Source organism: Kitasatospora brasiliensis (assembly GCF_032654805.1).
In the GTDB taxonomy this organism is placed as follows: domain Bacteria; phylum Actinomycetota; class Actinomycetes; order Streptomycetales; family Streptomycetaceae; genus Kitasatospora; species Kitasatospora brasiliensis.
Genome location: NZ_JAUOOW010000002.1, coordinates 833,195 through 859,230, shown reverse-complemented (window position 1 = coordinate 859,230; position 26,036 = coordinate 833,195). Strand labels below are relative to the sequence as shown.

22 protein-coding genes and 3 tRNA genes are annotated in these 26,036 nt (G+C 72.8%); 6 read left to right on the top strand and 19 right to left on the bottom strand.

The window, feature by feature from the left end:
* Positions 1 to 28 precede the first annotated feature (28 nt).
* On the top strand, positions 29 to 1,093 hold the full coding sequence (locus QWJ13_RS11745; protein WP_316523471.1) for an adenosine deaminase: 1,065 nt from the start codon (positions 29 to 31) through the stop codon (positions 1,091 to 1,093).
* A gap of 4 nt (positions 1,094 to 1,097) precedes the next feature.
* Here QWJ13_RS11745 and QWJ13_RS11740 read toward each other — a convergent pair whose 3' ends face one another.
* The 8 genes from QWJ13_RS11740 to QWJ13_RS11705 all read right to left on the bottom strand — a co-directional run bounded on the left by QWJ13_RS11740 (position 1,098) and on the right by QWJ13_RS11705 (position 5,845).
* Positions 1,098 to 2,180, bottom strand: coding sequence for a UDP-N-acetylmuramate dehydrogenase (locus QWJ13_RS11740; RefSeq protein WP_316524005.1), 1,083 nt, complete (start codon positions 2,178 to 2,180; stop codon positions 1,098 to 1,100).
* A gap of 19 nt (positions 2,181 to 2,199) precedes the next feature.
* Positions 2,200 to 3,648, bottom strand: a complete 1,449-nt coding sequence (locus tag QWJ13_RS11735) for a DHA2 family efflux MFS transporter permease subunit (RefSeq protein WP_316523470.1) — start codon at positions 3,646 to 3,648, stop codon at positions 2,200 to 2,202.
* 93 nt (positions 3,649 to 3,741) lie between these two features.
* Positions 3,742 to 4,305 carry a TetR/AcrR family transcriptional regulator gene (locus tag QWJ13_RS11730; protein WP_316523469.1) on the bottom strand — a complete coding sequence of 188 codons (564 nt, stop codon included), beginning with the start codon at positions 4,303 to 4,305 and terminating at the stop codon, positions 3,742 to 3,744.
* Positions 4,306 to 4,404: 99 nt separating this feature from the next.
* Positions 4,405 to 4,827 carry a MaoC family dehydratase gene (locus tag QWJ13_RS11725; protein WP_316523468.1) on the bottom strand — a complete coding sequence of 141 codons (423 nt, stop codon included), beginning with the start codon at positions 4,825 to 4,827 and terminating at the stop codon, positions 4,405 to 4,407.
* Positions 4,828 to 4,832: 5 nt separating this feature from the next.
* Entirely contained in the window at positions 4,833 to 5,291 is a 459-nt protein-coding gene (locus QWJ13_RS11720; RefSeq protein WP_316523467.1) for a MaoC family dehydratase N-terminal domain-containing protein, read from the bottom strand.
* 117 nt (positions 5,292 to 5,408) lie between these two features.
* On the bottom strand, positions 5,409 to 5,573 hold the full coding sequence (gene rpmG / locus QWJ13_RS11715; RefSeq protein ID WP_006604855.1) for a 50S ribosomal protein L33: 165 nt from the start codon (positions 5,571 to 5,573) through the stop codon (positions 5,409 to 5,411).
* An 83-nt stretch (positions 5,574 to 5,656) separates the two neighbouring features.
* Positions 5,657 to 5,729: transfer RNA gene (locus tag QWJ13_RS11710), tRNA-Met, on the bottom strand.
* A gap of 43 nt (positions 5,730 to 5,772) precedes the next feature.
* A tRNA-Thr gene (locus QWJ13_RS11705) sits at positions 5,773 to 5,845 on the bottom strand.
* A gap of 278 nt (positions 5,846 to 6,123) precedes the next feature.
* On the opposite strand from QWJ13_RS11705, the gene QWJ13_RS11700 reads away from it, so the two are divergent.
* On the top strand, positions 6,124 to 7,392 hold the full coding sequence (locus QWJ13_RS11700) for an amidohydrolase family protein (RefSeq protein WP_316523466.1): 1,269 nt from the start codon (positions 6,124 to 6,126) through the stop codon (positions 7,390 to 7,392).
* 290 nt (positions 7,393 to 7,682) lie between these two features.
* Here QWJ13_RS11700 and QWJ13_RS11695 read toward each other — a convergent pair whose 3' ends face one another.
* From QWJ13_RS11695 to QWJ13_RS11660, 8 genes are all read right to left on the bottom strand, one after another.
* On the bottom strand, positions 7,683 to 8,357 hold the full coding sequence (locus QWJ13_RS11695) for a response regulator (protein WP_316523465.1): 675 nt from the start codon (positions 8,355 to 8,357) through the stop codon (positions 7,683 to 7,685).
* On the bottom strand, positions 8,350 to 10,914 hold the full coding sequence (locus tag QWJ13_RS11690; RefSeq protein ID WP_316523464.1) for an ATP-binding protein: 2,565 nt from the start codon (positions 10,912 to 10,914) through the stop codon (positions 8,350 to 8,352). The genes QWJ13_RS11695 and QWJ13_RS11690 overlap by 8 nt, the downstream gene beginning before the upstream one ends.
* Before the next feature lie 120 nt (positions 10,915 to 11,034).
* The gene (gene kdpC / locus QWJ13_RS11685; protein ID WP_316523463.1) at positions 11,035 to 11,664 is read right to left on the bottom strand and encodes a potassium-transporting ATPase subunit KdpC; all 630 of its coding nucleotides are present in this window, start codon (positions 11,662 to 11,664) and stop codon (positions 11,035 to 11,037) included.
* A gap of 22 nt (positions 11,665 to 11,686) precedes the next feature.
* Positions 11,687 to 13,810: a potassium-transporting ATPase subunit KdpB gene (kdpB, locus tag QWJ13_RS11680; protein ID WP_316523462.1), complete on the bottom strand. Its 2,124-nt coding sequence runs from the start codon at positions 13,808 to 13,810 to the stop codon at positions 11,687 to 11,689.
* Positions 13,810 to 15,474, bottom strand: a complete 1,665-nt coding sequence (gene kdpA, locus QWJ13_RS11675) for a potassium-transporting ATPase subunit KdpA (RefSeq protein WP_316523461.1) — start codon at positions 15,472 to 15,474, stop codon at positions 13,810 to 13,812. Before kdpA ends, kdpB begins: the two co-directional genes overlap by 1 nt.
* 1 nt (position 15,475) lies before the next feature.
* Positions 15,476 to 15,565, bottom strand: coding sequence for a K(+)-transporting ATPase subunit F (kdpF, locus tag QWJ13_RS11670; RefSeq protein WP_316523460.1), 90 nt, complete (start codon positions 15,563 to 15,565; stop codon positions 15,476 to 15,478).
* Between the two features lie 374 nt (positions 15,566 to 15,939).
* Entirely contained in the window at positions 15,940 to 17,772 is a 1,833-nt protein-coding gene (locus tag QWJ13_RS11665) for an APC family permease (protein ID WP_316523459.1), read from the bottom strand.
* 330 nt (positions 17,773 to 18,102) lie between these two features.
* Positions 18,103 to 18,183 (bottom strand) — tRNA-Tyr (locus tag QWJ13_RS11660).
* Between the two features lie 218 nt (positions 18,184 to 18,401).
* On the opposite strand from QWJ13_RS11660, the gene QWJ13_RS11655 reads away from it, so the two are divergent.
* Entirely contained in the window at positions 18,402 to 18,890 is a 489-nt protein-coding gene (locus QWJ13_RS11655; protein ID WP_049652087.1) for a YajQ family cyclic di-GMP-binding protein, read from the top strand.
* Positions 18,891 to 19,002: 112 nt separating this feature from the next.
* Here the strand turns inward: QWJ13_RS11655 and QWJ13_RS11650 are convergent, their stop codons facing one another.
* Positions 19,003 to 20,556 (bottom strand): MFS transporter, encoded by a 1,554-nt coding sequence (locus tag QWJ13_RS11650; protein ID WP_316524003.1) that lies wholly within the window; start codon positions 20,554 to 20,556, stop codon positions 19,003 to 19,005.
* Between the two features lie 209 nt (positions 20,557 to 20,765).
* Between QWJ13_RS11650 and QWJ13_RS11645 the strand changes: the two genes are divergently transcribed.
* The gene (locus QWJ13_RS11645) at positions 20,766 to 21,758 is read left to right on the top strand and encodes an Lrp/AsnC family transcriptional regulator (RefSeq protein ID WP_316523458.1); all 993 of its coding nucleotides are present in this window, start codon (positions 20,766 to 20,768) and stop codon (positions 21,756 to 21,758) included.
* Between the two features lie 128 nt (positions 21,759 to 21,886).
* Here the strand turns inward: QWJ13_RS11645 and QWJ13_RS11640 are convergent, their stop codons facing one another.
* Both QWJ13_RS11640 and QWJ13_RS11635 read right to left on the bottom strand, forming a co-directional pair.
* Entirely contained in the window at positions 21,887 to 22,381 is a 495-nt protein-coding gene (locus QWJ13_RS11640; protein ID WP_316523457.1) for a hypothetical protein, read from the bottom strand.
* Between the two features lie 42 nt (positions 22,382 to 22,423).
* Complete coding sequence (locus QWJ13_RS11635; protein WP_316523456.1) at positions 22,424 to 23,080, bottom strand: ArsR/SmtB family transcription factor; 657 nt, start codon at positions 23,078 to 23,080, stop codon at positions 22,424 to 22,426.
* A gap of 192 nt (positions 23,081 to 23,272) precedes the next feature.
* On the opposite strand from QWJ13_RS11635, the gene QWJ13_RS11630 reads away from it, so the two are divergent.
* Positions 23,273 to 24,535, top strand: coding sequence for an MFS transporter (locus QWJ13_RS11630; protein ID WP_316523455.1), 1,263 nt, complete (start codon positions 23,273 to 23,275; stop codon positions 24,533 to 24,535).
* Between the two features lie 256 nt (positions 24,536 to 24,791).
* Positions 24,792 to 25,955 carry an aminopeptidase P family protein gene (locus tag QWJ13_RS11625; protein ID WP_316523454.1) on the top strand — a complete coding sequence of 388 codons (1,164 nt, stop codon included), beginning with the start codon at positions 24,792 to 24,794 and terminating at the stop codon, positions 25,953 to 25,955.
* Positions 25,956 to 26,036: the final 81 nt, after the last annotated feature.

Here is a 26,036-nt window from a genome sequence, read left to right as displayed (position 1 = left end):
CGGGGGCCGTATACGGCAGTATTCGCGAATGGAACGCCTGTTGAATCCGCGAGACGTCAGGGGCCTCCCGAAGGCCCACCTGCACCTGCACTTCACCGGCTCGATGCGGCCCGCCACCCTCCTTGAGCTGGCCGACAAGCACGGCGTCCGGCTGCCCGAGGCGCTCAGCTCCGGCGAGCCGCCCCGACTGCGCGCCACCGACGAACGGGGCTGGTTCCGCTTCCAGCGGCTGTACGACACCGCCCGCTCGGTGCTGCGGGACGAGGAGGACATCCGCCGGCTGGTCCTGGAGACCGCCGAGGACGAGCGGCGGGACGGCTCCCGCTGGCTGGAGATCCAGGTCGACCCGACCTCGTACGCGCCCCGGCTGGGCGGGCTGATCCCCGCGCTGGAGCTGATCCTGGACGCCGTGGAGCACGCCGCCGCGGCCACCGGGGTGGGCATCCGGGTCCTGGTCGCGGCCAACCGGATGAAATCCCCGATGGACGCCCGGACGCTGGCCCGGCTGGCCGTCCGCTACGCCGACCACGGGGTGGTCGGCTTCGGCCTCTCCAACGACGAGCGCCGCGGCATGGCCCGGGACTTCGACCGGGCCTTCGCGATCGCCCGCAACGGCGGGCTGCTGGCGGCCCCGCACGGCGGCGAGCTGTCCGGCCCGGAGTCCGTCCGGGACTGCCTGGACGACCTGGGCGCCGCCCGGATCGGCCACGGCGTGCGCGCCGCCGAGGACCCCCGGCTGATGGAGCGGCTGGCGGACCGGCAGATCACCTGCGAGGTCTGCCCGTCCTCCAACGTCTCGCTCGGCGTCTACGAGCAGCCCGAGCAGGTGCCGCTGCGCCGGCTCTTCGACGCCGGGGTGCCGCTCGCCCTGGGCGCGGACGACCCGCTGCTGTTCGGCAGCCGGCTGGCCGCCCAGTACGAGCTGGTCCGGGACGTGCTGGGCTTCTCCGACGCGGAGCTCGCCGAGCTGGCCCGGCAGTCGGTGCGTGGCTCGGTCGCGCCCGAGGCGGTCCGCAAGGAGCTGCTGGCGGACATCGACGCCTGGCTGGTGGACGGCCACGCCCCCGTGGACGCGGCCGCCGTACCGGTGTGAGGCGTCAGAGCTTGACGCCGACCATCACCGGCTCGTTCACCAGTTCCACCCCGAAGGCCTCGCGGACCCCGTCCCGGATCTCCCGGGCCAGTGCCAGCAAGTCCTCGGCGGTGGCCGAACCGCGGTTGGTGAGCGCCAGGGTGTGCTTGGTGGAGAGCGTCGCCGGGCCGCTGCCGTAGCCCTTGCCGAAACCCGCCTTGTCGATCAGCCAGGCCGCCGAGGTCTTGGTGCAGCCCTCCGGGGCCGGGTAGGCGGGAGCGTTCTCGGCGCCCGGGCGGGTGCGGAAGGACTCGTACTGCGCGGCCGTGAGCACCGGGTTGGTGAAGAAGGAGCCTGCCGACCAGGTGTCATGGTCCGCCGGGTCCAGCACCATGCCCTTGCCGGAGCGCAGGCCCAGCACCGCGCGGTACGCCTCGGCCAGCGGCACCCGCTCGCCCTGCTCGACGCCGAAGTGCCGGGCCACCTCGGCGTACTTGACCGGGGTGGAGAGCCCCGCGTGGTCCGCCAGGGCGAAGCGCACCCGCAGCACCACGTAGCGGTCCGGCTCGGCCTTGAAGCGGCTGTGCCGGTAGGAGAACGCGCACTCGGCGTTCGAGAGGGTGACCACCGCGTCGGCGGTGCGGTCGTACGCGACCACCTCGGTGATCGACTGGGCGACCTCCTGGCCGTACGCGCCCACGTTCTGCACCGGCGTGGCGCCCGCCGAGCCGGGGATGCCGGCCAGGAACTCGACGCCCGCCAGGCCGTGGTCCAGCACGGTTCGGCGGACCACCTCGGACCAGGTCTCGCCGGCCGCGACCTCCAGGACGGTGCCGTCCAGGGCGAGGCCGGCGGTGGCGATCCGCAGGACGGTGCCGGGGAAGCCGGCGTCGCCGATCACCAGGTTGGAGCCGCCGCCGAGGACCAGCAGCGGCTCGCCGGCCGCGTCGGCCTCGCGGACGGCGGCGATCACCTCGTCGTCGGTGTGCGCGGTCACCAGGCGGCGGGCCGGGCCGCCGAGCCGCAGCGTGGTCAGCGGGGCGAGGGGGGCGTCGTTTTCTACCAGCACGCCCACCAGCGTACGGGTGGCCGGGGCGCCCTCCGGCACCCCGGCCACCGGCCGTTCCTCAGATCCGGGCGGGCGCCGCCTCGCCGGCCCGCTCCCCCGCCGCCGCGACCTTCGCCGCGCGCCGCCGCGGGATGAACACCGCGGCGAGCGCCCCGAGCGCGACGGCGGCCGCGCCCACGTACAGCGCGGGCACCAGCCCGTCGGTGAAGTCCCGCGCCGACTGGTAGCCGCCCTGGGCCGAGAAGACCGCCGCCAGCACGGCGACCCCGAGGGCTCCGCCGACCTCGCGCAGCGCGTTGTTGGCGCCCGAGGCGATCCCCTGCTCCTGCGGCCGGACGCTGGCCATCACCAGCTGGGCGGTCGGGCCGAAGTACAGCGACATGCCGATCCCGCAGATCACGATGGCCGGGATCTGGGCGACGTAGTCCAGGCCGGTGCTCCCGTCCACGACCAGGCCGAACAGCGCCAGTCCCACGGCTTGCAGGGCCAGCCCGGCGACCACGATCGGCCGGCCGCCGATCCGGTCGGAGGCGATGCCCGCGATCGGCGAGACCAGCAGCGGCATGGCCGTCCACGGCAGCATCCGGATGCCGGCCTCCTGCGGGCTGAAGCCGCCGACGCCCTGGAGGTATTGGCTGATCAGGAAGATCGAGCCGAACATCCCGAGGTACATCAGCAGGCTGGCGGCGTTGACGGCCGAGAAGGCCCGGCTGCGGAAGAGCCGCATCGGCAGCATCGGGTGGGCGGCCACCAGCTGCTCGTACCAGACGAAGGCGACCAGCAGCAGGGCGCCGACGATCAGGGCGGCGAGGACCAGCGGGCTGGTCCAGCCGTCCGGGTTGCCGCGGATCAGGCCGAGCACGACCCCGAACATCCCCAGGCTGACCAGCACGGTTCCGGGTGCGTCCAGGGTCCGGCCGGACTCGCCCCGGCTCTCGCCGAGCCGCAGGAAGGCCAGCGGCAGCAGGACCAGGCCGACCGGGACGTTGACCCAGAAGATCCACTGCCAGGAGAAGTGCTCGGTCAGTGAGCCGCCGATCAGCGGTCCGGCGGCGACGGCGAGGCCGCTGACGCCCGACCAGATGCCGAAGGCCAGTCCCCGCTTGGCCTCGGGCACGGCGGCGGTGAGCAGGGTGAGGGTGAGCGGCATCATCACCGCGGCCCCGACGCCCTGGACGGCCCGGGCGGCGATCAGCTCGCTGATCTGCGGGGAGAGGGCGGCCGCGGCGGAGCCTGCGGTGAAGACCGCCAGGCCGACCAGGAAGATCCGGCGGCGGCCGAAGCGGTCGCCGAGGGCCGCGCCGAACATCAGCAGCACGGCGAAGCTCAGGGTGTAGGCGCTGACCGTCCACTCCAGGTCGGACAGCCCGCCGCCGAGCTCCTCGCGGATCGACGGCAGCGCGGTGGTGACCACCAGGTTGTCCAGGGCGGCCATGAAGCCCGCCGCGCTGACGATCACCAGGGTCCAGATCGCGGCTCTGCCCATGGCCGCCGGTTTCTCCGTCATGACGTCCCCCAGGTCCCTCTCTAGGTAGTTATTGCTCAATAACTTCTATGGGCCGAGAAAAGGCCGCACGGAGGCACCGTGCGGCCCGGTCGGCTACGCGGGCGGCCCGCATCCTTCGAAGCCGCTCCAGATCCGGTGGTCCGGCGGATAGCCCAGCGCCACCAGGGTGTTGATCAGCATCCCGTAGGAGAAGAACCGGGTGGCATCCTCCATGTCACCGCCGATCCGGATCCTGACCCGGTCGAACAGGCTCTCCCACAGCCGCCGGGCGGTCTCCCCGATCTCCTCCTCGCCGGCCGCCCGGGCCGCGGACACCGAGACGTAGAGCTGCATCTGCATCATCAGCTGGTCCCGGTCCTCGACCAGGCCCATGTACGCGTCGGACATCGCCTCGGCCGCCGCCGAGCCGGACAGCCCGGTGGAGGCCTCGTCGAAGACCCGCCAGGTCTCCTCGACGCAGCGCTCGGCGGCCGCGGCGAAGATCGCCTGCTTGCCCGGGAAGAGCCGGAACAGATACGGCTGCGAGACGCCCACCCGGCGGGCGATCGCCTCGGTGGAGGTGCCGTGGTAGCCACCCCGGGCGAACTCGATCAGGGCGGCCCGGACGACGCTCTCGCGCCGCTCCTCCGCACTCATCCGGATGCTCGACTTCGCCATGCCTTCAAGTTAGTGGCCAATCACTAGCTACGCAAGGCCCGCGACCGCGGCCGGGTTCCCTCGCGGGTCCCGGCCGCGGCGGCTCCGCCCTCGCCGGGCTCAGACCAGCCGGACGACGGCCCGGGACATCCCGAGCACCTTCTGGCCGCCCGTGGTGGCCAGCAGGTCGACCTGCACCTTGCGGTCGTCCAGCTTCTTGGCGACCTTGGCCGAGACCTCGACCACCGCGCCGACCCCGTCGTTCGGCACCGGCACCGGCCGGGTGAACCGCACCCCGTACTCGACCACCGCGGCCGGGTCGCCGACCCAGTCGGTGACCACCCGGATCGCCTCGGCCATGGTGAACATGCCGTGCGCGATGACGTCCGGCAGGCCGACCTCCAGCGCGAACTTCTCGTTCCAGTGGATCGGGTTGAAGTCGCCCGAGGCGCCCGCGTAGCGCACCAGGGTGTCGCGGGTCACCGGGAAGGACTGCGCCGGCAGCTCGGTGCCGACCTCGACCTCGTCGTAGCTGATCGCCATCGCGCTCACTCCCCCGCCTCGTCGGCGGCCCGGGCCACCAGGGTCATGACCGACGTCACCACGTGCTCGCCGGTCGCGTCCGTCACCTCGCCACGGACGGTGAGCACGTCGTTGCCCGCCAGCGACTTGATGTTGTCGATCGTCACCGCGACCGACAGCCGGTCACCGGCCCGCACCGGGCGGGTGTACGCGAACTTCTGGTCGCCGTGCACCACCCGGGTGAAGTCCAGGCCCAGCTCCGGGTCCTCGACCACCTGGGCGGCCGCACGGTAGGTGATCACGAACGGGAAGGTCGGCGGGGCGATCACGTCCAGGTGGCCCAGCGCCTTCGCCGCCTCCGGATCGGTGTACGCCGGGTTGGCGTCGCCGATCGCGGTCGCGAACTCGCGGATCTTCTCCCGGCCGACCTCGTACGGCTCGGTGGGCGGGTAGCTACGCCCGATGAAGGAGGGGTCGAGCGCCATGGCGGCTCCTCGGAACGCGGGTGGATACGGAAAAACTCCGGGCCGCACCCCCTGTTGAGGGGTGCGGCCCGGAGTCAGAGACCTGAATTCACACAGGCCCGTCGCCCTACGAAAGGGTCAGCGGGTCTCGCGGTGCGCGGTGTGCGAGTTGCAGCGGGGGCAGTGCTTCTTCATCTCAAGACGGTCCGGGTCGTTACGCCGGTTCTTCTTGGTGATGTAGTTCCGCTCCTTGCACTCCACGCAGGCCAGCGTGATCTTCGGGCGGACGTCGGTGGCAGCCACGGGAGTGCCTTCCTTGGACAACGAATAAGAACACAACAAGAGTAGCCGACCGGGAGTGCGATCTCCCGACCGACTACGCGGGGTAGCGGTGACCGGACTTGAACCGGTGACACAGCGATTATGAGCCGCTTGCTCTACCAACTGAGCTACACCGCCACAGTGATCCGCAGCACAGCCGGAGCTGACCGCTTCTCACCTGAGCCCCCATGCGGAATCGAACCGCAGACCTTCTCCTTACCATGGAGACGCTCTACCGACTGAGCTATAGGGGCGAACGAGGAAGAGATTACACGTTTCGCGCCCGGAGGTGAAATCCGTATCCCGCGGCGGAGACCGCAGGTGGGCGAGGTGCACTGACAAGCGATCCAAGGCACGGCGTTCGATCGGCCTGGGAGCCGCGCGCCCCGACCCGATACGACTATTGCCCGCCTCCCGGCGCCCCGCCCCACGGGCCCATAGGCTCGTCGCTCATTGATCGGGAGGACTGGCCGGCTGGACGGGCCAGCCGTACGGGGCCGACCACGCGGGCCGGCCCGAGAAGGAGCCGGCGATGGACAGCGCAGCCGCGGACGGGCCGCACTCCGGGCCCGGCCCGGCGGCCAACCCCCTCGGGCACGGCCCGGTCCTCCTGCTCACCGACGCCCGACTGGCCGACGGACGGGTGGTGGACGTCCGGATCAGTGGTGACCGGATCCAGGCGGTCGGCACCGCCGGCAGCCTCGGCCCGCTGCCCGCCCTGCCCGGCACGCCGACCGTCACCACCGGCGCCCGGATCGACCTGCGGGGCTACCTGCTGCTCCCGGCCCCCGCCGAGGCGCACGCCCACTACGACGCCGCCTTCTCCGCCGCCCTGCCCACCCCGCCACCGGACACCCCGGCCGACCTCACCCGCCGGATCACCGAGGCCGCGCTCACCTCGCTCGGCTACGGCGCCACCGCCCAGCGCACCCACGTCCGGATCGGCGACGTGCACGGGCTGGACCGGCTGGAGGCGGTGCTCACCGCCCGGCAGGCGCTGCGCGGGCTGGCCGAGCTCCAGGCGGTGGCGATGCCCCGGCTGCTCACCGGACGGGCCGGCGCGGACGGGCGGGCCCAGCTGCGCGAGGCGCTCAGGCTGGGCGCCACGGCGGCCGGCGGCTGCCCGGAGCTGGATCCGGACCCGGCCGGGTACGCGCAGCTGCTGCTGGAGGCCGCCCGGGAGGCGGACTGCGCGGTGGACCTGCACACCAGCGCCGACGACGCGCCCCGACTCGCCCGGCTGGCCGGGGCGTTGGCGCCGCTGCGCCCCCGGGTGACGCTCGGCCCGTGCGGGGCGATGGCCCGGGGCGCGGCGACGGTGCTGGCGACCAGCGGGGTGCGGGTGGTCTGCCTGCCGCAGAACGGCTGCTGCACCGGGCTGGAGGGGCGTCCGGCGGGCCTGCGGCCGGGTCTGGTCCGGGAGTTGGCGGCGGCCGGGGTGCCGCTGGCGGCGGGCAGCGGGGCGCTGCGCGATCCGTCCAACCCGGTCGGCCGGGCGGATCCGCTGGAGTCGGCCTATCTGCTGGCCGCCGGTGGGGAGTTGGGGCCGGAGGAGTCGTACGACGCGGTGGCCAACCAGGCCCGGGCGGCGCTCGGGCTGCCGCCGGTCCGGGTGGACGCCGGGTTCCCGGCGGAGCTGCTGGCGGTGCGCGGGGACAGCCTGGCCGGGGCGCTCGCGGGCGGGCACAGCCGGCTGGTGGTGCACTGCGGCCGGGTGGTCAGCCGGACCAGCGCGGTACGGGAGTTCGCGGACACGGTGGCGCTGGCGCTGCCCCGGCAGTGCGGGGGCGGGGACGGCTGAGCCGGGCCCTCGTCGGCTCCGGGGACAGCTGGGGGCGCGCGACAGGTGTCGCGCGCCCCTCCCCCACCTGCCGGCCGTCCTCGGACGGCGGCCGGAGCGGCCCCGGACCTCCCCCACACGGAGCAGGGCCCGCTCCTTCGACGACGACGCTACGCCCGCGGAACACCGCCACCCGACGGCCTTGACGCCCTCCTGTCGGCTTGTCGGCCTCCCTTGACGGCTCGTTGACGACCGGCGCGCGCACCGGCGGCCGACACGGGCGCGCGCCGGTGCCACCGCCCGTACGCCGGTCAGGGGACGTAGCGGTAGCCGATCCCCGGCTCGGTGACCAGGTGCCGCGGCCGGGCCGGGTCGCGCTCCAGCTTGCGGCGCAGCCCGGCGAAGTAGACCCGCAGGTAGTTGCCGCGCCCCTCCTGGGCCGGGCCCCACACCTCGCGCAGGATCTGCCGGCCGGGCACCAGCCGGCCCGGGTTGGCGAGCAGCAGGGTGAGGATCCGCCACTCGGTCGGGGTGAGCCGGACGGGGCCCGCCGGGCCGTTCACCGTGGTGGCCGCGAGGTCCACGGTGAAGTCCCCGATCACGGGCCGGCTCAGCGGCACCCCGGCCGGCGGCCGGCGCAGCACGGCGCGCAGCCTGGCCAGCAGTTCGTCCATCAGGAACGGCTTGGTGAGGTAGTCGTCGGCGCCCGCGTCCAGGGCGCCCACCTTGTCGGCGGCGTCGGTCCGGCCGGAGAGCACGATGACCGGCACGGCGCTGTGGGTGCGCAGGCCGCGCAGCACGTCCATCCCGTCGAGGTCGGGCAGGCCGAGGTCGAGCAGGACGGCGTCCGGGGTGGAGTGCGCGGCGCGGTCGAGCGCCTCGCCGCCGCTGGCGGCGGTGCGGACGGCGTAGCGCCGGGCGCTGAGGTTGATCCGCAGGGTGCGCAGCAGGGCCGGCTCGTCGTCGACGACCAGGATTTCACTCATGTGGTTCCTCCGCGGTGTCGGCGGGGTGCGCGGCGGGGTTCGCGGCGGGCAGGGTGAGCAGCATGGTGGTGCCGCCGCCCGGGGTGTCCTCGACCTCCAGGCTGCCGCCCATCGCCTCGGCGAGGCCGCGGGAGAGGGCGAGGCCGAGGCCGACGCCGGTGGTGTTGTCGGTGTCGCCGAGGCGCTGGAAGGGCAGGAAGACCCGGTCGCGGTCCTCCGGGGCGATGCCCGGTCCTCGGTCGATCACCCGGATCTCGACCAGGTCAGCGTGGTGGCTGGCGGTGACCAGGACGGGCGCGCCGGGGGCGTTGTAGCGCAGCGCGTTGGTGATCACGTTGGCGAGCACCCGTTCCAGCAGCGGCGGGTCGGCGAGCACCGGCGGGGCCGTGTCCAGGTCGAGCGGCTGGACCGGGGCGTACGGGTCGGGGAGGCTGTCGAGCGCCCGGGGCAGGATCTCGTCCAGGTGGGTCTCGGTGAGGTGCAGGGTGAGCGCGCCGGCCTGGAGGCGGCTCATGTCGAGCAGGTTGTCGACCAGCCGGGTGAGCTTCACCAGCGACTCGTCGGCGGTGGCGAGGAGTTCGGCCTGGTCCTCGGCGGAGAACTCGACGTCGGGGCTGCGCAGCGAGCCGACCGAGGCGCGGGCGGCGGCCAGCGGGGTGCGCAGGTCGTGGCTGACGGCGGCGAGCAGGGCGGTGCGCATCCGGTCGGCGGCCTTGATCGGCTCGACCTCGGCGGCGGCCACGGCCAGCCGGTCGCGTTCCAGCGCGGCGGCGACGTGGGCGGCGAAGGCGGTGAGCACCCGCTGGTCGGCGGCGGGCAGCCGGCGGCCGGTGAGCACCAGGACGGCTTCCCCGCCGACCGGGACCTCGGTGGTCTCGTACGGTCCCTCGCCCTCGTCCTGGTGGTCCCCCTCGCTGTGCGCGAGCACCTCGCCGTCGGCCCGGGAGAGCAGGGCGACGGCCCGCATGCCGAAGGCCGTCCGGGACTTCTCCAGCAGGGCGGGCAGCGCGTCGGCGCCGCGCAGCACGCTGCCGGCCAGGGTGGAGAGGGTCTCGGCCTCGGCGGTGGCGCGGGCGGCCCGGCTGGTGAGCCGGCCGGCGTGGTCGACCACGGTGGAGACGGTGAGCGCGATGGCGGCGAAGACGACCAGGGCGACGATGTTGTTGGTCTCGCCGATGGTCAGGCTGTGGATCGGCGGGATGAAGTAGTAGTTGAGCAGCACCGAGGCGACGAACGAGGCCAGCAGGGCGGACACGGCGCCGCCGAGCAGGGCGACGATGACCACGCCGAGCTGGAAGATCAGCGCGTCGGTGGTCAGGTTGATGCTGTGGTGCGCCTGCGAGAGCAGGGCGGTGAGCAGCCAGGGCACCACCAGGCCGGAGAGGTAGCCGGCGATGGTGCGGCGCCGGGAGTGGCGGCGGCCGAGCGAGGGCAGCCGGCCGCGGCCGGTGAACGCGTGGGTGACCATGTGGACGTCGATGTCCTCGGAGTCGTCCACGGTGGTCTGTCCGGTGCCGGGGCCGGTGAGGAAGCGGTTGATCCGGCCGCGGCGGCTGGTGCCGAGCACCAGCTGGGTGGCGTCGTGGGCGCGGGCGAAGGCGAGCAGCGCGGTGGGGACGTCGTCGCCGACCACCACGTGGTAGCTGCCGCCGAGGGTCTCCACCAGCTGGCGCTGCTGGGCGAGCGCGCCGGAGGAGGCGCCGGCCAGGCCGTCGCTGCGGGAGACGTGGACGGCCAGCAGTTCGCCGCCGGCCGTGCGGTCGGAGATGCGGGCGGCGCGGCGGATCAGGGTCTCGCCCTCGGGGCCGCCGGTGAGGGCGACCACGACGCGTTCCCGGGTCTCCCAGACCCGGTCGATGTTGTGGCTGGCCCGGTAGTCGCGCAGGCCCTCGTCCACCCGCCCGGCCACCCAGAGCAGGGCGAGTTCGCGCAGGGCGGTGAGGTTGCCGACCCGGAAGTAGTTGGAGAGCGCGGCGTCCACCTTCTCCGCCCTGTAGACGTTGCCGTGGGCCATCCGGCGGCGCAGCGCCTGGGGGGCCATGTCGACGAGTTCGATCTGGTCGGCCCGGCGGACCACTTCGTCCGGGACGGTCTCGCGCTGGGGGATGCCGGTGATCTTCTGGACGACGTCGTTCAGCGATTCCAGGTGCTGGATGTTGACGGTGGTGATGACGTCGATCCCGGCGGCGAGCAGTTCCTCGACGTCCTGCCAGCGCTTGGCGTGCCGGCCGCCGGGGATGTTGGTGTGTGCCAGCTCGTCCACCAGGAGGAGGGCCGGGCGGCGGGCGAGCGCGCCGTCGAGGTCCATCTCCTCGAACTCGGCGTCCCGGTAGGAGCGTCTGACCCGCGGCAGGATCTCCAGGCCGGCCAGCATGGCCTCGGTGTGGCGGCGGCCGTGGCACTCGATGTACCCGACCACGACATCGGCCCCGCGCTCCTGTCTGCGCCGGGCCTCGTCGAGCATCCGGTAGGTCTTGCCGACCCCCGGCGCGGAGCCGAGGTACACCCTCAGCCGGCCGCCGCGGATGCCGGTGCCGGTGGTGAGGTCGCGGGCCATGGGCACTGCTCTTTCCATCGGGAGGTGGTGCACGCCTGGGACGCGGGTCGGCCGGCCCGGGCATGGGAGGAGCCCTCCCGCGCCCGGGCCGGCCCGGTCACCCGTCGATCTGATGTGGTGTCACTTCTGCTCGCTGAGCGCCTTGTTGAGGAGGACGACGTTGACGCCCTCGTTGCCGAGGAAGCCGGCCGAGCGGCCTTCGGTGTACTCGTCGACCAGCTTGGTCACCGTCTCCACCGGCAGGTCGCGGTTCTTGGCGACCCGGTCGACCTGCTCCTTGGCGTACGCGACGGAGATGTGCGGGTCGAGGCCGGAGCCGGAGGCGGTCAGCGCGTCGGCGGGGACGGTGGCCGGGTCGACGCCGTCGAACGCGGCGACGGCGGCGCGGCGGTCCTGGACGGCCTTCAGCAGGTCCTCGCTGTTCGGGCCGAGGTTGCCGGCGCCCGAGTTGTCGCCGGCGTAGTGGTTGGCGGAGGGCCGGGGCTGGAACCACTTGGGGTCCGGCTTGGCCTCCTCGTTCGGGTCGGCCGGGTCGGCCTTCGGGAGGTCGAAGCTCTGGCCGATCAGGCTGGAGCCGACCTTCTTGCCGTCGGACGTCACGATCGAGCCGTTGGCCTTGTCGCCGAACGCGGCCTGGCTGATCCCGGTGATCAGCAGCGGGTAGGCGATTCCGAGGATCACCGTGAGCACCAGCAGCGCGCGCAGCGCGGTGACATGGGTGCGCAGGGTCGTCGGCAGGGGCTTGGACATGGTTTTCTCTCCTTCCCCCGTGTCAGCTGAGGCCGGGGACGAACTGGACGATCAGGTCGATCAGCTTGATGCCGACGAACGGCACCACCAGGCCGCCGAAGCCGTAGACCCCGATGTTGCGGCGCAGCAGCGAGCTGGCGTCGGACGGGCGGTAGCGCACGCCGCGCAGGGCGAGCGGGATCAGGCCGATGATGACCAGGGCGTTGAAGATGATCGCCGAGGTGATCGCGGACTGCGGGCTGTGCAGGCCCATGACGTTGAGGTGGCTCAGGCCCGGGTAGACCCCGGCGAACATCGCGGGGATGATCGCGAAGTACTTGGCCACGTCGTTGGCGATCGAGAAGGTGGTCAGCGCGCCCCGGGTGATCAGGAGCTGCTTGCCGATCTCCACGATCTCGATCAGCTTGGTCGGGTTGGAGTCCAGGTCGACCATGTTGCCGGCCTCCTTGGCCGCCATGGTCCCGGTGTTCATCGCGACGCCGACGTCGGCCTGGGCGAGCGCGGGGGCGTCGTTGGTGCCGTCGCCGGTCATCGCGACCAGCTTGCCGCCCTCCTGCTCCTTCTTGATCAGGGCCATCTTGTCCTCGGGGGTGGCCTCGGCGAGGAAGTCGTCCACGCCGGCCTCCTCCGCGATCGCCTTGGCGGTCAGCGGGTTGTCGCCCGTGATCATGATGGTCTTGATGCCCATCCGGCGGAGCTCGTCGAAGCGCTCCCGCATGCCCTCCTTGACCACGTCCTTGAGGTGGATGACACCGAGGACGCGGGCGGGCTTGTCGCCGGTCTTCGTGGCGACGACCAGCGGGGTGCCACCGGCGGCGGAGATCCCGTCGACCAGGGCGGAGACCTCGCCGCCGACCGAGCCGCCGTTCTCCGTCACCCAGGTGGAGACGGCGCCGGCCGCTCCCTTGCGGACCTGGTGGAGTCCCTCGGTTTCGTCCAGGTCGACGCCGGACATCCGGGTCTGGGCGGTGAACGGGACCCAGGTGGCGTGGGCCAACTCGCCCTGGGCGCGGGCCCGCAGACCGTACTCGGTCTTGGCGAGCACCACGATCGAGCGGCCCTCCGGGGTCTCGTCCGCGAGCGAGGAGAGCTGGGCGGCGTCCGCCAGTTCGTCGGTGGACACGCCCGGGGCGGGCAGGAACTCGGCGGCCTGGCGGTTGCCCAGGGTGATGGTGCCGGTCTTGTCGAGCAGCAGGGTGTTGACGTCGCCGGCGGCCTCGACGGCCCGGCCGGACATCGCCAGCACGTTGCGCTGCACCAGCCGGTCCATGCCGGCGATGCCGATCGCGGAGAGCAGCGCGCCGATGGTGGTCGGGATGAGCGCCACGATCAGGGCGACCAGGACGATCATCGACTGCGGGGCGCCGGCGTAGGTGGCCATCGGCTGGAGCGTGACGACCGCGACCAGGAAGACGATGGTCAGCGAGGCCAGCAGGATGTTGAGCGCGATCTCGTTCGGCGTCTTCTGCCGGGCGGCGCCCTCGACCAGGGCGATCATCCGGTCGATGAAGGACTTGCCGGGCTCCGAGGCGATCTTCACCACGATCCGGTCGGACAGCACCTTGGTGCCGCCGGTGACGGCACTGCGGTCGCCGCCGGACTCGCGGATCACCGGCGCGGACTCGCCGGTGATCGCCGACTCGTCGACGGACGCGACGCCCTCGACGACGTCCCCGTCGCCGGGGATGACCTGACCGGCCTCGACCACCACGTGGTCGCCGAGCCGCAGCGCCGTACCCGGCACCTCCTCCTCGGTCTGGGTGGCGGGCCAGTTCGTGAGCCGACGGGCGACGCTCTCGGTCTTGGTCTTGCGCAGGGTGTCGGCCTGGGCCTTGCCCCGGCCCTCGGCGACGGCCTCGGCCAGGTTGGCGAAGACCGTGGTGAGCCAGAGCCAGACGGTGATGGCCCAGGCGAAGACGGACGGGTTCGCGATCGCGGAGACGGTGGTGACCACCGAGCCGACCTCGACCACGAACATCACCGGGTTCTTGATCATCACCCGGGGGTCGAGCTTCTTCACCGCGTCCGGCAGGGAGGCGAGGATCAGCTTCGGGTCGAGCAGGCCGCTCGCCACTCTGTGCGGCGCGGCGGGCTCGGACCGGTCGGCCGGTACGGGGTTCTCGGCGTTGAGCGTAGGGGTGGACATCAGGAGGACAGACCTTCCGCGATCGGCCCGAGAGCCAGGGCCGGGAAGTAGGTGAGGCCGACGACGATCAGGATCACGCCCGACAGCAGGCCCACGAACAGCGGCTTGTGGGTGGGCAGGGTGCCCGGGGTGGCGGGGACCGGCTGCTGCTGGGCGAGCGCGCCGGCCAGCGCCAGGACGAAGACGATCGGCAGCAGTCGGCCGAAGATCATCGCCAGGCCGAGCGCGGTGTCGTACCAGTCGGTGTTGACGGTGATGCCGCCGAAGGCCGAGCCGTTGTTGTTGGCGGCCGAGGTGAAGGCGTACAGCACCTCGGAGAAGCCGTGGGCGCCCGAGTTGAGCATCCCGGCCCGCTCGCCCGGCAGGGACATCGCCACGCCCGTGCCGACCAGCACGATCGTCGGCGTGGTGAGGATGTACAGCGAGGCGAACTTCATCTCCCGGCCGCCGAGCTTCTTGCCCAGGTACTCGGGGGTACGACCGACCATCAGACCGGCCACGAACACCGCGACGACCGCCAGCACGAGCATGCCGTACAGGCCGGAGCCCACACCGCCGGGCGCGATCTCGCCCAGCATCATGTTGAAGACCGTCAGCCCGCCGCCGAACGGCGTGTACGAGTCGTGGAAGGAGTTCACCGCGCCGGTCGAGGTCAGCGTGGTCGAGGCGGCGAACAGCGAGCTGGCGGCGATGCCGAAGCGCTGCTCCTTGCCCTCCATCGCGGCGCCCGCGGCCTGGAGGGCGGTGCCCTGGTGCTGCGACTCGGCGAAGGTCAGCAGAGCTGTCGAGGCGATCCAGAACAGGCCCATCACGGCGACGATGGCGTAGCCCTGGCGGTTGTCCCCCACCATCCGGCCGAAGGTCCGCGGCAGCGCGAACGGGATCAGCAGGATCAGGAAGATCTCGACCAGGTTGGTGAAGCCGGTCGGGTTCTCGAACGGGTGCGCCGAGTTGGCGTTGAAGAAGCCGCCGCCGTTGGTGCCGAGCAGCTTGATGACCTCCTGGGAGGCCACCGGGCCGCCCGGGATCTTCTGGACCTCGCCGCCGAGGGCGGTCAGGTCGGTGAAGCCGTGGAAGTTCTGGATCACGCCGTTGGCGGCCAGGACCAGCGCGAAGACGATCGAGATCGGCAGCAGCAGGCGCAGGTTGATCCGGGTGAGGTCCACCCAGAAGTTGCCGACCCGGTCGGTCTTGTTGCGGGTGAAGCCCCGGATCAGCGCGGCGACCACCGCGATGCCGACGGCCGCGGAGACGAAGTTCTGCACCGCCAGGCCGGCCATCTGCGCCAGGTGGCCCATCGCGGACTCACCCGCGTAGGACTGCCAGTTGGTGTTGGCGACGAACGAGATCGCGGTGTTCCAGGCCTGGTGGCCCTCCATCTGCGGAACGCCCAGGTTCAGCAGCAGGTAGCCCTGGAGGCGGATCAGGCCGTACAGGAAGAGGACGGACACGGCCGAGAAGGCCAGCACCGAGCGGAGGTAGGCCGTCCAGCGCTGATCGGCGTCGCCGTCGACGCCGATCAGCTTGTAGATGCCGCGCTCGGCTCTGAGGTGCTTGGAGGTGGTGAGCAGCCCGGCGATGTAGTCGCCGAGCGGGCGGTAGCACAGGGCCAGCGCGCCGACGAGGGCGACGGCCTGGAGCCAGCCCGCGAGAGTGGATCCCATGTCAGAACTTCTCCGGGAAGATCAGCGCCACGACGAGATAGCCGACGAGCGCGACGGCCACGACCAGACCAGCGATGTTCTCCGCAGTCACAGCTTCTCCACCCCCCGCGCGATCAGGGCGATGACGGCGAACACGACGACCGTGACACCGACGTAGATGAGATCGGACATGGGCTCCACCAGAGTGGTTCGGGAGATGCCGCGACCTGGGCCGGAGGGCTCGCGCGGCGCCGGTGGACCACCGGCAGATGCAGCAAAGCAGCCGTCAGGGGCGCGTTATGGCTCCCTGACGCCCTCCATACGGGTGATAGCGCGACGTTGACGCGACGTTGACGACCGCTTCACCGGACCGAGATCTGCGGCTGCGGACACGGGCCCTGGTCCGGCTGCGGCTTCGGGCCCGGGTACGGCACGGCCCCGGACCGCGCGCTGCCGTCCGGGGCCGTTCCTCCGCCGCGTTCCGGGTCACATCCGCATCCGCAGCCGGCAGACCACCGCGTCGGTGTGCCGGCGCAGGGCGCGGTCGATCACCGCGCCGCGCCCGTTCTGGAGCGGCCGCTGCCACCAGCGGACCGGCTCCACCTCGGGGATCAGCACCGTCAGCCGGTCGTAGGCGTGCTCCGCCCTCAGCTCGTTGACGAAGTCGGCGATCGGCCGACCCAGCCGGCGGCGCCCGTCCGGGATCTCCACCAGCGGCACGCCCGGCCGCCACAGCTCCCAGTCCCGGCGCAGCGCCTCGGCGGCGGCCGGCTCGTGGACCACGGTCACCGCCATCACCTCGTCGCCGAGCGAGAGCGCCGCCGACAGGCCGTCCCTGGTCAGCCGGGTGATCGCGGTCACCGGGACGACGACCAGACTGCGCTGCCGCGACACCGGGCCGGGCACCCGGCCCAGCTCCAGCCGCTCGCCTATCCGCCCGTAGCTGCGGTGGACCGCCTCGAACAGCACCACCAGCAGCGGCAGCGCCACCACGATGCCCCAGGCGCCCTCGGTGAACTTGGTGCCGGTGACGACCAGCGCCGCCACGCCGGTGAGCAGCGCGCCGAAGCCGTTCAGCGCGGCCTTCCAGCGCCAGCCGGCGGGGCGCTGCAGCAGCCAGTGCCGGACCATGCCGACCTGGCAGATGGTGAAGCCGACGAACACGCCGATCGAGAACAGCGGCACCAGGCTGTTGACGTCCCCGCCGGAGCCGACCAGCAGCGCCGCCGACACCGCGGCCAGGAACAGCACGCCGTACCGGTACACCTGGCGGTCGGCGCGCAGCGCGAACAGGTGCGGCAGGTGGTTGTCCCGGGCGAGCAGGTCGAGCAGCACCGGCAGCCCGCCGAAGGAGGTGTTGGCGGCCAGCCCGAGCAGCACCACGGTGGCGAACTGGACGACGTAGAAGCCGAAGCCGTGGCCGAGCGAGGCGTCGGCGAGCTGGGCGAGCACGGTGACGCCCTCGACCGGCTGGAGGTGGAAGCGGCCGATCAGCACGGCGAGCCCGATCAGCATCACGCCGAGCAGCGCGCCGAGCGCGACCTCGGTGTGCTGGGCGCGCTTGACCCGCGGGGTGCGGAAGGAGGGGACGGCGTTGGCCACCGCCTCCACCCCGGTCAGCGCGGAACAGCCGGCCGCGAAGGCCTTGAGCAGCAGCAGCGCGCCGACGGTGGTGGCGTTCTCGGCGAGCGTCGAGGCGTGGCCGGCGGCGGCCGCGGTGCTGGCCGGGCCGTCCCGGAACAGCCCGGCCACGATGATCGCCAGGATGGACAGGACGAAGACGGCCGTCGGCGCCATGAACCAGCGCGCCGACTCGGCGATCCCGCGCAGGTTCACCGCGGTGACCAGCGCCAGCACGCCCAGGCAGAGCCAGACCCGGTCGTCGTACAGGCCCGGCACGGCCGAGGTGAGCGCGGCGACGCCGGCGGTGACCGAGACCGCGACGTTCAGGATGTAGTCGATGACCAGCGAGGCGGCCGCGGTCAGCGCCGTCCGGCGGCCCAGGTGCGCCTTGGCCACCGCGTAGGAGCCCCCGCCGTCCGGGAACGCCGCGATCACCTGCCGGTAGGAGGCCACCAGCACCGCCAGCAGCACGGCGATCGCCGCGGTGACCGGCAGCGTGAACCCCAGCCCGTACGCCCCGGCGGCGGCCAGCACCAGCACGATCGACTCCGGCCCGTACGCGACCGAGGCCATGGCGTCCAGCGAGAGCGCGGCCAGTCCGCCCGGCGCGCTGAGCCGGTGCCGCTCGTCGCCGGTATCAGGCGGCTCGGGTTCGACCGTGGCGGCCGTGACGGCTGGGGTGGCGGCGCTGGACATCGGACGGGACCTCCGCAGTCGGTAGTTGGTCCCGATCCTGCGGTCCTCGCCCTCGGCGCCCGGCCGCCCCTACGCGTTCCTGACGCCGCCGCGAGCGCCCTTGACGCCCCTTTGACACGTGTGGAGGGGGGTGGGGCGAGCCGTTGTCCCGGCGGTCGCCGGCTGGGAAGACGATCAGCTCACTCGAAGGACTCCCACCCCCGACCCCCCACTCTGCTGCCTACACCCCGTAATTGCAAGCAATGTGCAACAAGCCCACCCGAGCGCCCGCCGCAAACAGAACAGCCCCCGATCCGCGTTTCCGCAGATCGGGGGCTGTTCTCTATCCTGTGGCTGGTGCAGGGTTCGAACCTGCGTAGCTTGCGCGACAGATTTACAGTCTGCTCCCTTTGGCCGCTCGGGCAACCAGCCAGGATTTTCGTTTCCCGGGGTGTTCACCCCGTTCGACTTGGTAAACCATACCCGATCCCGGGGGGTGCTCCGCCACTCGATAGATCACGTGACGATCAAGGAGTCTGGGGCGGCCGCTACGGGCGAGGCCGGTGTGGCGCTGGATAGGCTGGGACCGCGGGCCACCCGGTGGGGTGGGACGTGCCAGTGAAGCCAGAGCATCAAGGAGACCAACACCCATGGCCGACTCCAGTTTCGACATCGTCTCGAAGGTCGAGTGGCAGGAGGTCGACAACGCGATCAACCAGACCTCCCGCGAGATCGCGACGCGCTTCGACTTCAAGAACGTGGGCGCCGAGATCAGCCGCTCCGGCGAGAAGATCGAGATGAAGGCGAACGGCGAGGAGCGCGTGCGCGCCGTCCTCGACATCCTCCAGACGAAGTTCGTCAAGCGAGGCCTTTCGCTGAAGGCTCTGGACGCCAACGAGCCGCAGCTCTCCGGCAAGGAGTACAAGATCTTCGCGAACGTCAAGGAGGGCATCACCACGGAGGACGCGAAGAAGGTCGCGAAGATCATCCGCGACGAGGGCCCGAAGGGCGTCAAGGCACAGGTCCAGGGCGACGAGCTGCGCGTCAGCTCGAAGAGCCGCGACGACCTCCAGGCCGTGCAGGCCCTGCTCAAGGGCAAGGACCTGGACTTCGCGATCCAGTACGTGAACTACCGCTAAGGCAGACGCCGGGCCCGCGTGGACGCGGGTTCCGAGCGGTTGCACGGCACGGCGAGGGCACTCGGGCGGACTCCGCCCGAGTGCCCTCGCCGCATCGGCCGGGTGCCCGGTGTCACGGCGTGCGCTGGAGCTCCTGGGCGGACACGCCGTCCGCGGGGGCGGGGGTGGACCCGGCCGCGGGGGACGGGCGGCCGGCGGGCGCGGCCGGGCGCAGGAGGAGGGCGCAGGCGAGGGCGGCCAGCAGGGCGAGCGAGGCCGACACGGTCAGGCACAGCCGGAGGCCGTCGAGGAAGGAGCCGCCCAGCGCGGTCAGGGCCGGTTCGGTGGCGGGGCCGAGGTCGAGCCCGGCGGCGGCGCCGAGCCCCTGGTCCCGGGCTGCGGCGAGGACGCGGCCGCCGGTCTCCGCCGGCACCCCGGCGTCGGCGAGCCGGTCGGGCAGGGCGCCGACGGCGCGGGTGGTCAGCAGGGCGCCGAGCACGGCCGGGCCGAGGGCTCCGCCGACCTGGCGGAAGGCGTTGTTCCCCGCGGCGGCCATGCCGGCCAGGTGGTAGGGGACGGCGGAGACGGCGGAGGCCGTCATCGGGGTGAGGACGGCGCCGATGCCCACGCCGAGCAGGACCAGGCGCCAGGCGAGCGAGCCGTACGAGGTGCCGGCGTCGATGCCGGTCAGCGACAGCAGCGAGCCCGCCATCACCACCAGGCCGCCGGTGATCATGACCCGGGCGGACACCCGGTGCATCAGCCGTCCGACCGGGACGCCGACGACGAGGGACGTCCCCGAGACCAGGACCATCCGCAGTCCGGCCTCCAGCGTGGTCAGGTGCTGCACCAGGCCGAAGTACAGGCTCAGGACGAAGAAGAAGCCGATCAGCCCCAGGAAGCTGATCATCGCGACCAGGGAGGTGGCGGCGAAGGCGGGGCTGCGGAACAGGGCCAGGTCGAGCATCGGGCTGCTGCTGCGGCGCTCCACGACGACGAACGCGACCGCGCTCACGGCGCCGAGCACCAGGGCCGCCACCACGGGGGGCGCGCCGAAGCCGTCGGCGCCGCCCTCGATCACGCCGTAGACGACCGAGGTGACCGCGACGGCCGCCGTGATCTGGCCCGGCCAGTCGAGTCGGCGGCCGTGCGGCGCCCGCGAGTCGGGCAGCAGGAAGGCCGCGACGACCAGCACGACCAGGGAGACCGGGACGGGCAGCAGGAAGATCCAGCGCACCCCGACGTGCTCCTGGAGCAGCCCGGCGATCAGCGGACCCACGGCCAGCGAGGCCAGCATGGACATCGCCCACAGGCCGATGAACTTCCCCCGCTCCCGGTGGTCGGGGACGGCGTGGCTGATCAGGGCCAGCGTGGTGGGCAGCAGGGCCGCCGCCCCCAGACCGGAGGCCGCCTGCCCGGCCCACAGCCACGGCACCGAGTCCGACGTCAGCGAGACGGCCGCGCCCAGGGCACAGCAGGCCATGCCCACCTGGAACACCCGCTTGCGGCCGTGGACGTCGCCCCACACCCCGGTGGTCAGGATCAGCGCGGCCATCGGCAGCACGAACGCGTCCGACACCCAGGACAGCTGGGAGGTCGAGGCGCCCAGCGCCCGCTGGATCGCCGGCAGGCTCACCGACACGGTGGTCACGGGGAGGTAGGCGACGAAGACGCCCAGGCAGGCCATGACGAGCGTGACGCCTCGTCCGGCCCCGGGGCGCTGCACCGTTGCGGAGTTCACGGAGTGGGGGTTCCTTCGACTGCGGGGTGCCGTGCGGGCACCGGCTGCTGGCTGGGCAGCGACCAGCTTCGCCCCCGGGGGAGAAGAATCCCCAGGCAATCCGGTTGAACGTGAAGGAAGCTCCATCCGGACGCGTGCGGTGTAAGGATTCCTCCATGACCGACGATCTGGACCGCAGAATCATCCAAGGACTGCACTGCGCTCCCCGGGCCTCCTTCCGCCGCCTCGGCGAGATCCTCGGAGCGTCCGAACAGACCGTGGCCCGCCGCTACAACGCCCTGCGGCGCGGCGGGGTCCTGCGCGTCGTCGGGCTGAGGAGCCCGGCCGCCCACGGGCAGGCGGAGTGGATCGCCCGGCTGCGCTGCCGCCCGGACGCCGTGGGGCCCGTCGCCGACTCCCTCGCCCGCAGGCCCGAGGTCGGCTACGCCAGCATCGCCTCCGGCGGGTCGGAGATCATCTGCACCATCCGCTCGGCCGTCGGCACCGGGCGGGACGACGTCCTGCTGCGGCAGCTCCCGAGGGCCGCCTCCGTCCTCGACCTGAGCGTCGACCTGCTCGTCCACACGTTCACCGGCCCCGACACGGCCGGCTGGGCCGGCGGGGAGCGCTCGCTGACCGACGAGCAGGTGCGACGGCTGACGGCGGAACGCCCCGTACCCAGCGGGCCGCCGCTCGCCGCGACCGACGAGGACGTCCCCCTCTTCGAGGCCCTGGCCGAGGACGGCCGCGCCTCCCACACCCGCCTGGCGGAGGTCACCGGCTGGTCCGCGCCGCGGGTCGCCCGCCGGTTGGAGGCCCTGGAAGCCGCCGGCTCCCTCGCGTACGGCATCGACATCCTGCCCGATCGCCTCGGGTACGAGCTCAACGCCATCCTCTGGCTCCAGGTCGACCTGCCCGGTCTTCACCGGATCGGCGAGGAACTGGGCCGGCACGACGAGTGCGCCTTCGTCTCGGCCACCAGCGGCAAGCACAACCTGATGGCCGTCGTCATCTGCAAGGACACCCAGGACTTCTACCGCTACCTCAGCGGCCGCCTGGCCGGCATCGAGGGCATCAGGGGCTACGAGATCAGCATCCGCACCCACCGCCTCAAGCAGTCCGTGTCCCTCATCCACCACGGACGGCTGATCCACCCCGGGTTCGGCTGACCGGGCAGGGCAGGGCAGCTCAGGCGGGCGAGGCCGTACGGGTGGTGGCGGTGGCTCAGGCGGATGGATCAGGCCGGCGGATCAGGCGAGCAGGCCAGGCAGGCGGATCGGGCGGGTGGGCGGGCGGGTCAGGCAGGCAGGTCGGCCCAGCCGGCGGTGGTGCGGTGCCGGGCCAGGCCGACCGTTTCGAACTCGTCGACGCGGCCCTCCTCGGTGCGGGCACCGAGCCGGCGCAGGACGCGGGAGATCGGGGTGCCCTCGGCCGGGGAGGGTTCGAACTCGCCGATGGTGAGCGGGCCGAGGGCGACCTCACCGTCCGCCCAGACGGCGGCGCGCTGGGCGCCGCTGCCGCCGAGGTACTCGGCTTCGACGCAGGCGATCGGGCCGGCCTTCGACCAGGCGGCCAGCCGGAGTTCGAAGCCGGCCGAGTGCCAGCCGAATCCGGCCCCGCCGCCGGACTTGCGCGCGGTGGCGTCGCTCTGGAGCGCGGCGAGGACGGTGGGCGTGACCGGGATCAGTGCCAGGCCCTGCGCCAACGGCACCACCCGGGCCGCCGGAACCTCCGCCGCTGCCACCGTCAGCAGCTCCTGTGTTCCTATCAGCGCCTGGAGTTCGTAGGACATGCCGGACATGGTGTCCCACCGCACTGACAACCGGCCCGGAATTTATGATTCCGTGCCCGGTCGGAGACCGTAGAGCAGGGTGAAGGCGGTCACATCCAGCGCGTCCTCGGCCGTACTCGGTGGCTCTTCGTTCAGTTCGTCGAAGATTTCGGCCAGTTGGGAGCGCAGCCGCTCGAACCGCTCCGGACCGAGCCGCAGCGTGAAGTCCGCGAACAGCCCGGACGGCGGGCCCGAGCCGTCCGCCGGCCGGCCGAAGTCCAGCCGGCCCCCGGCGATCCTGGCCCGGAAATCGGCCCGCACCCGGTCCATCGCGGCCAGGACGGCGTCGTACGCGTCGGAGCGGGTCGGCGAGTCGGCGGTGAACATCCCGGGGGCCAGCCGGATCGACGCCTGGGCGACCCGGTAGCGGCTCTCCACGATGCCGGAGACCAGCCGGGTGCCGGCCACCAGGACCAGCCCGGCCTTCTCCAGCTGCTTGATGTGCCGGTAGAGCTTGGTCTGCGGCTCGTCGAGCGCGGCGGCGAGCTCCTTGGCCGTCAGCGGGCGGCCCTCGGAGGCCTGGAGGGCGCCGAGGATGGCCAGGCGCAGCGGGTCGGCGAGGGCCTTGAGCACCGCGACGTCGGACACCTGGCGTTCCTTGACCCAGGTGACGGACTGCTGCTCGCCGCTGTCGGCGGGTTCCGGTGCGTGCTCGACCACGGGCCCACCCTTCCAGATCGGCCGCTCCTCGCGCAATCACGCCTCGGTGAGCGCTCACGCGCCGGTCACCGATCACGCATTCGTCAGCAATCACGTGCAGGTCAGCAATCACTCTTGCGTAATCAATCACGTCTGCGCCACCATTCATGCCAGCGTGAATGACAGCCAGTCGCAACGCGGATCGGGGCGGACATGACGGACCAACTGACGGCAGCGACCACGGAGCAACCCGTACCGCTACGGCGCAACCTGCGATTCCAGGCCCTGTGGGCCGGCCAGGCCTGCGCGACCCTCGGCATGGTGATCGGCGACACCGCCTTCCCCCTGCTGGTCCTCGCGCTCACCGGCTCCTCCACCTCCGCCGGGGCCTTCGGCGCCGTGCAGATGGTCACCACCCTGCTGCTGGGCGTCCACGGCGGCGCGGTGGCCGACCGGGTGGACCGCCGACGGGTGCTGATCACCGCCGACACCGCCCGGCTGCTCGCCCTCGCCAGCGTCCCGGCGGCCCTGGCGTTCGGGGCGCCGAACCTGGTCCACCTGCTGCTGGTCGCCGCCGTGATCGGCGCGACCGTCGCCTACAGCGGCCCGGTCCGGATGCTCGCGCTGCGCTCGGTCGTCCCGCCGGAGCAGCTGCCCCAGGCACTGGCCCAGGACGAGGCCCGGATGAGCGGGGCCTCGCTGGCCGGGCCGCCACTGGCCGGGTTCCTGTTCGGGCTCGGCCACGCCGTCCCCTTCCTCGGCGCCGCACTCGCCTCCCTGCTCGCGGTGACCGCCGCCGTCGCGGTGCGCTTCCCCAGCCCGCACGAGTCCGCGGCCCCGGGCAAGCCCGCCGGGGGCGGCGCCCTGGCCGGCTTCCGCGTCCTCGCCGCCTCCCCGCTGCTGCGCGGCGCCCTGGCCGTCCTGCTGGTGATCAACCTGGCCGGGACCGCACTGCTGCTGCCCGTCATGGTGCTGCTGCGCGAGCACGGCACCAGCAGCGCCGGGATCGGTCTGGCGCTGGCCGGCGAGGCGGTCGGGGCGCTGGCCGGCACCGCCCTGGTCGCGCGGCTGCACCGGCTGGCCGGCCCCGGCGTGCTGCTGCTCGCGATCGCCTGGAGCGCCGTAGCCGTCCCGCTGGCGCCGCTGCTGCCCGGCGGGGCGCCGACCGTCTTCGCCGCGCTGTTCGTGTTCGGCGCGGGCGTGCCGAGCATGCGGGTGATGCTCGACCTGCTGGTCTTCCGCCAGGTGCCGGACGCGCTGCGCGGCCGGGTGATCGCGGCGACCATGACGCTGCTCACCGCCGGGATGCCCGCCGGGAGCTTCGTCGCCGGCCTGCTGCTGGACCGCTCCTCCCCCGCCGCCGTGCTGGTCGCGATCAGCGCCCTGCTCGCCGCCGCGCTGCTGGCCGCGACCGCGAGCCGCACGCTGCGCCGCGCCACCTGGCCCGCCGAGGCGCCGGCCGCCGGGGAGGGCTGAGACCGCCCGCTCACCCACCCGGCCGCCCGCCGCATGCGACAGGCCCGGCAACCGGGTGAACTGGCCGGGTACGGCCCGCCGCGAAGCCTCCCGGGCGGGCCTCGGCGCCGCGTCCGGTGCCGTCCCGAACCTCACCGCCGCACCGAAGGAGGACCGGATGAACTCCCCGGCAGCACCCCCCGCCGACCGCCCCGATCGCACCCCCGCCTCCCCGAGGGCTTCGCCAACTCCGCGCGAACATGATGGAGTTGACGCGATGGAGTCCCAGCAGAGCCCGCCCGGCCCCCGAGGAGAAACCACCGTGCCCCGCCCCTTCACCGTCGAGGACCACCGCGCCCGGATGGCCCGCGCCACCGCCGAGGCAACCGCCGCCGGACTGGCCGGCCTGGTCATCGCCCCCGGCCCCGACCTGGCCTACCTGTGCGGCTACACGCCCACCGCGATCACCGAGCGGCTGACCGCCCTCGTCCTCGCCGCCGGACGCGAACCCGCCCTGGTCGTCCCCACGTTGGAGCGCCCGGACGCCGAGAAGGCGGTCGGCGCCCCGGCCGTCCGGCTGCTCGACTGGTCCGACGGCGAGAGCCCGTACGCCACCGCGGGCCCGCTGCTCGACCCGGCCGGACGGTACGGCGTCTCCGACAACACCTGGGCGCTGCACCTGCTCGGCTTCCAGTCCGCGCTGCCCGGCGCCTCCTTCACCTCGCTCACCGAGACCCTGCCGATGCTGCGCGCCGTCAAGGACACCGAGGAGCTGGAGCGGCTGGCCGCGGCCGGCGGCGCGGCGGACGCCGCCTACCGGGGCATCCTGGAGGTCGCCTTCGCCGGCCGCCGGGAGTCCGAGGTGGCCGCCGACCTCGCCGCGCTGCTCATCCGGCACGGGCACAGCCAGGTCGACTTCACCGTGGTCGGCTCCGGCCCGAACGGCGCCGACCCGCACCACGAGGCCGGTGACCGTGTCATCCGTACGGGTGACACGGTGGTGCTGGACTTCGGCGGCCTCAAGGACGGCTACGGCTCCGACACCACCCGGACGGTGCACGTCGGCCCGGACGTCCCGGAGGAGGTCCGGACGGTGCACGAGCTGGTCCGGCGCGCCCAGCAGACCGCCTTCGAGGCGGTCCGCCCCGGGGTCGGCTGCCAGGAGATCGACCGGATCGCCCGCCGGGTGATCACCGAAGGAGGGTACGGCGAGCACTTCATCCACCGCACCGGCCACGGCATCGGCACCACCACGCACGAACCGCCGTACCTGGTCGAGGGCGAGGAGCGGCCGCTGGTGCCCGGCATGTGCTTCTCGATCGAGCCCGGGATCTACCTGCCCGGCCGGTTCGGGGTGCGGATCGAGGACATCGTCACCGTCACCCCGTCCGGCGGACGCCGCCTCAACAACACCCCGCACGAGCTGGGCATCGTGGCCTGACCCGTACCCGGCCACGCCCGAGCCCGCCTGACCGTCCATCGAACCGGGTGCCGACTGGATCGCACGCTCTTACGAACCAGT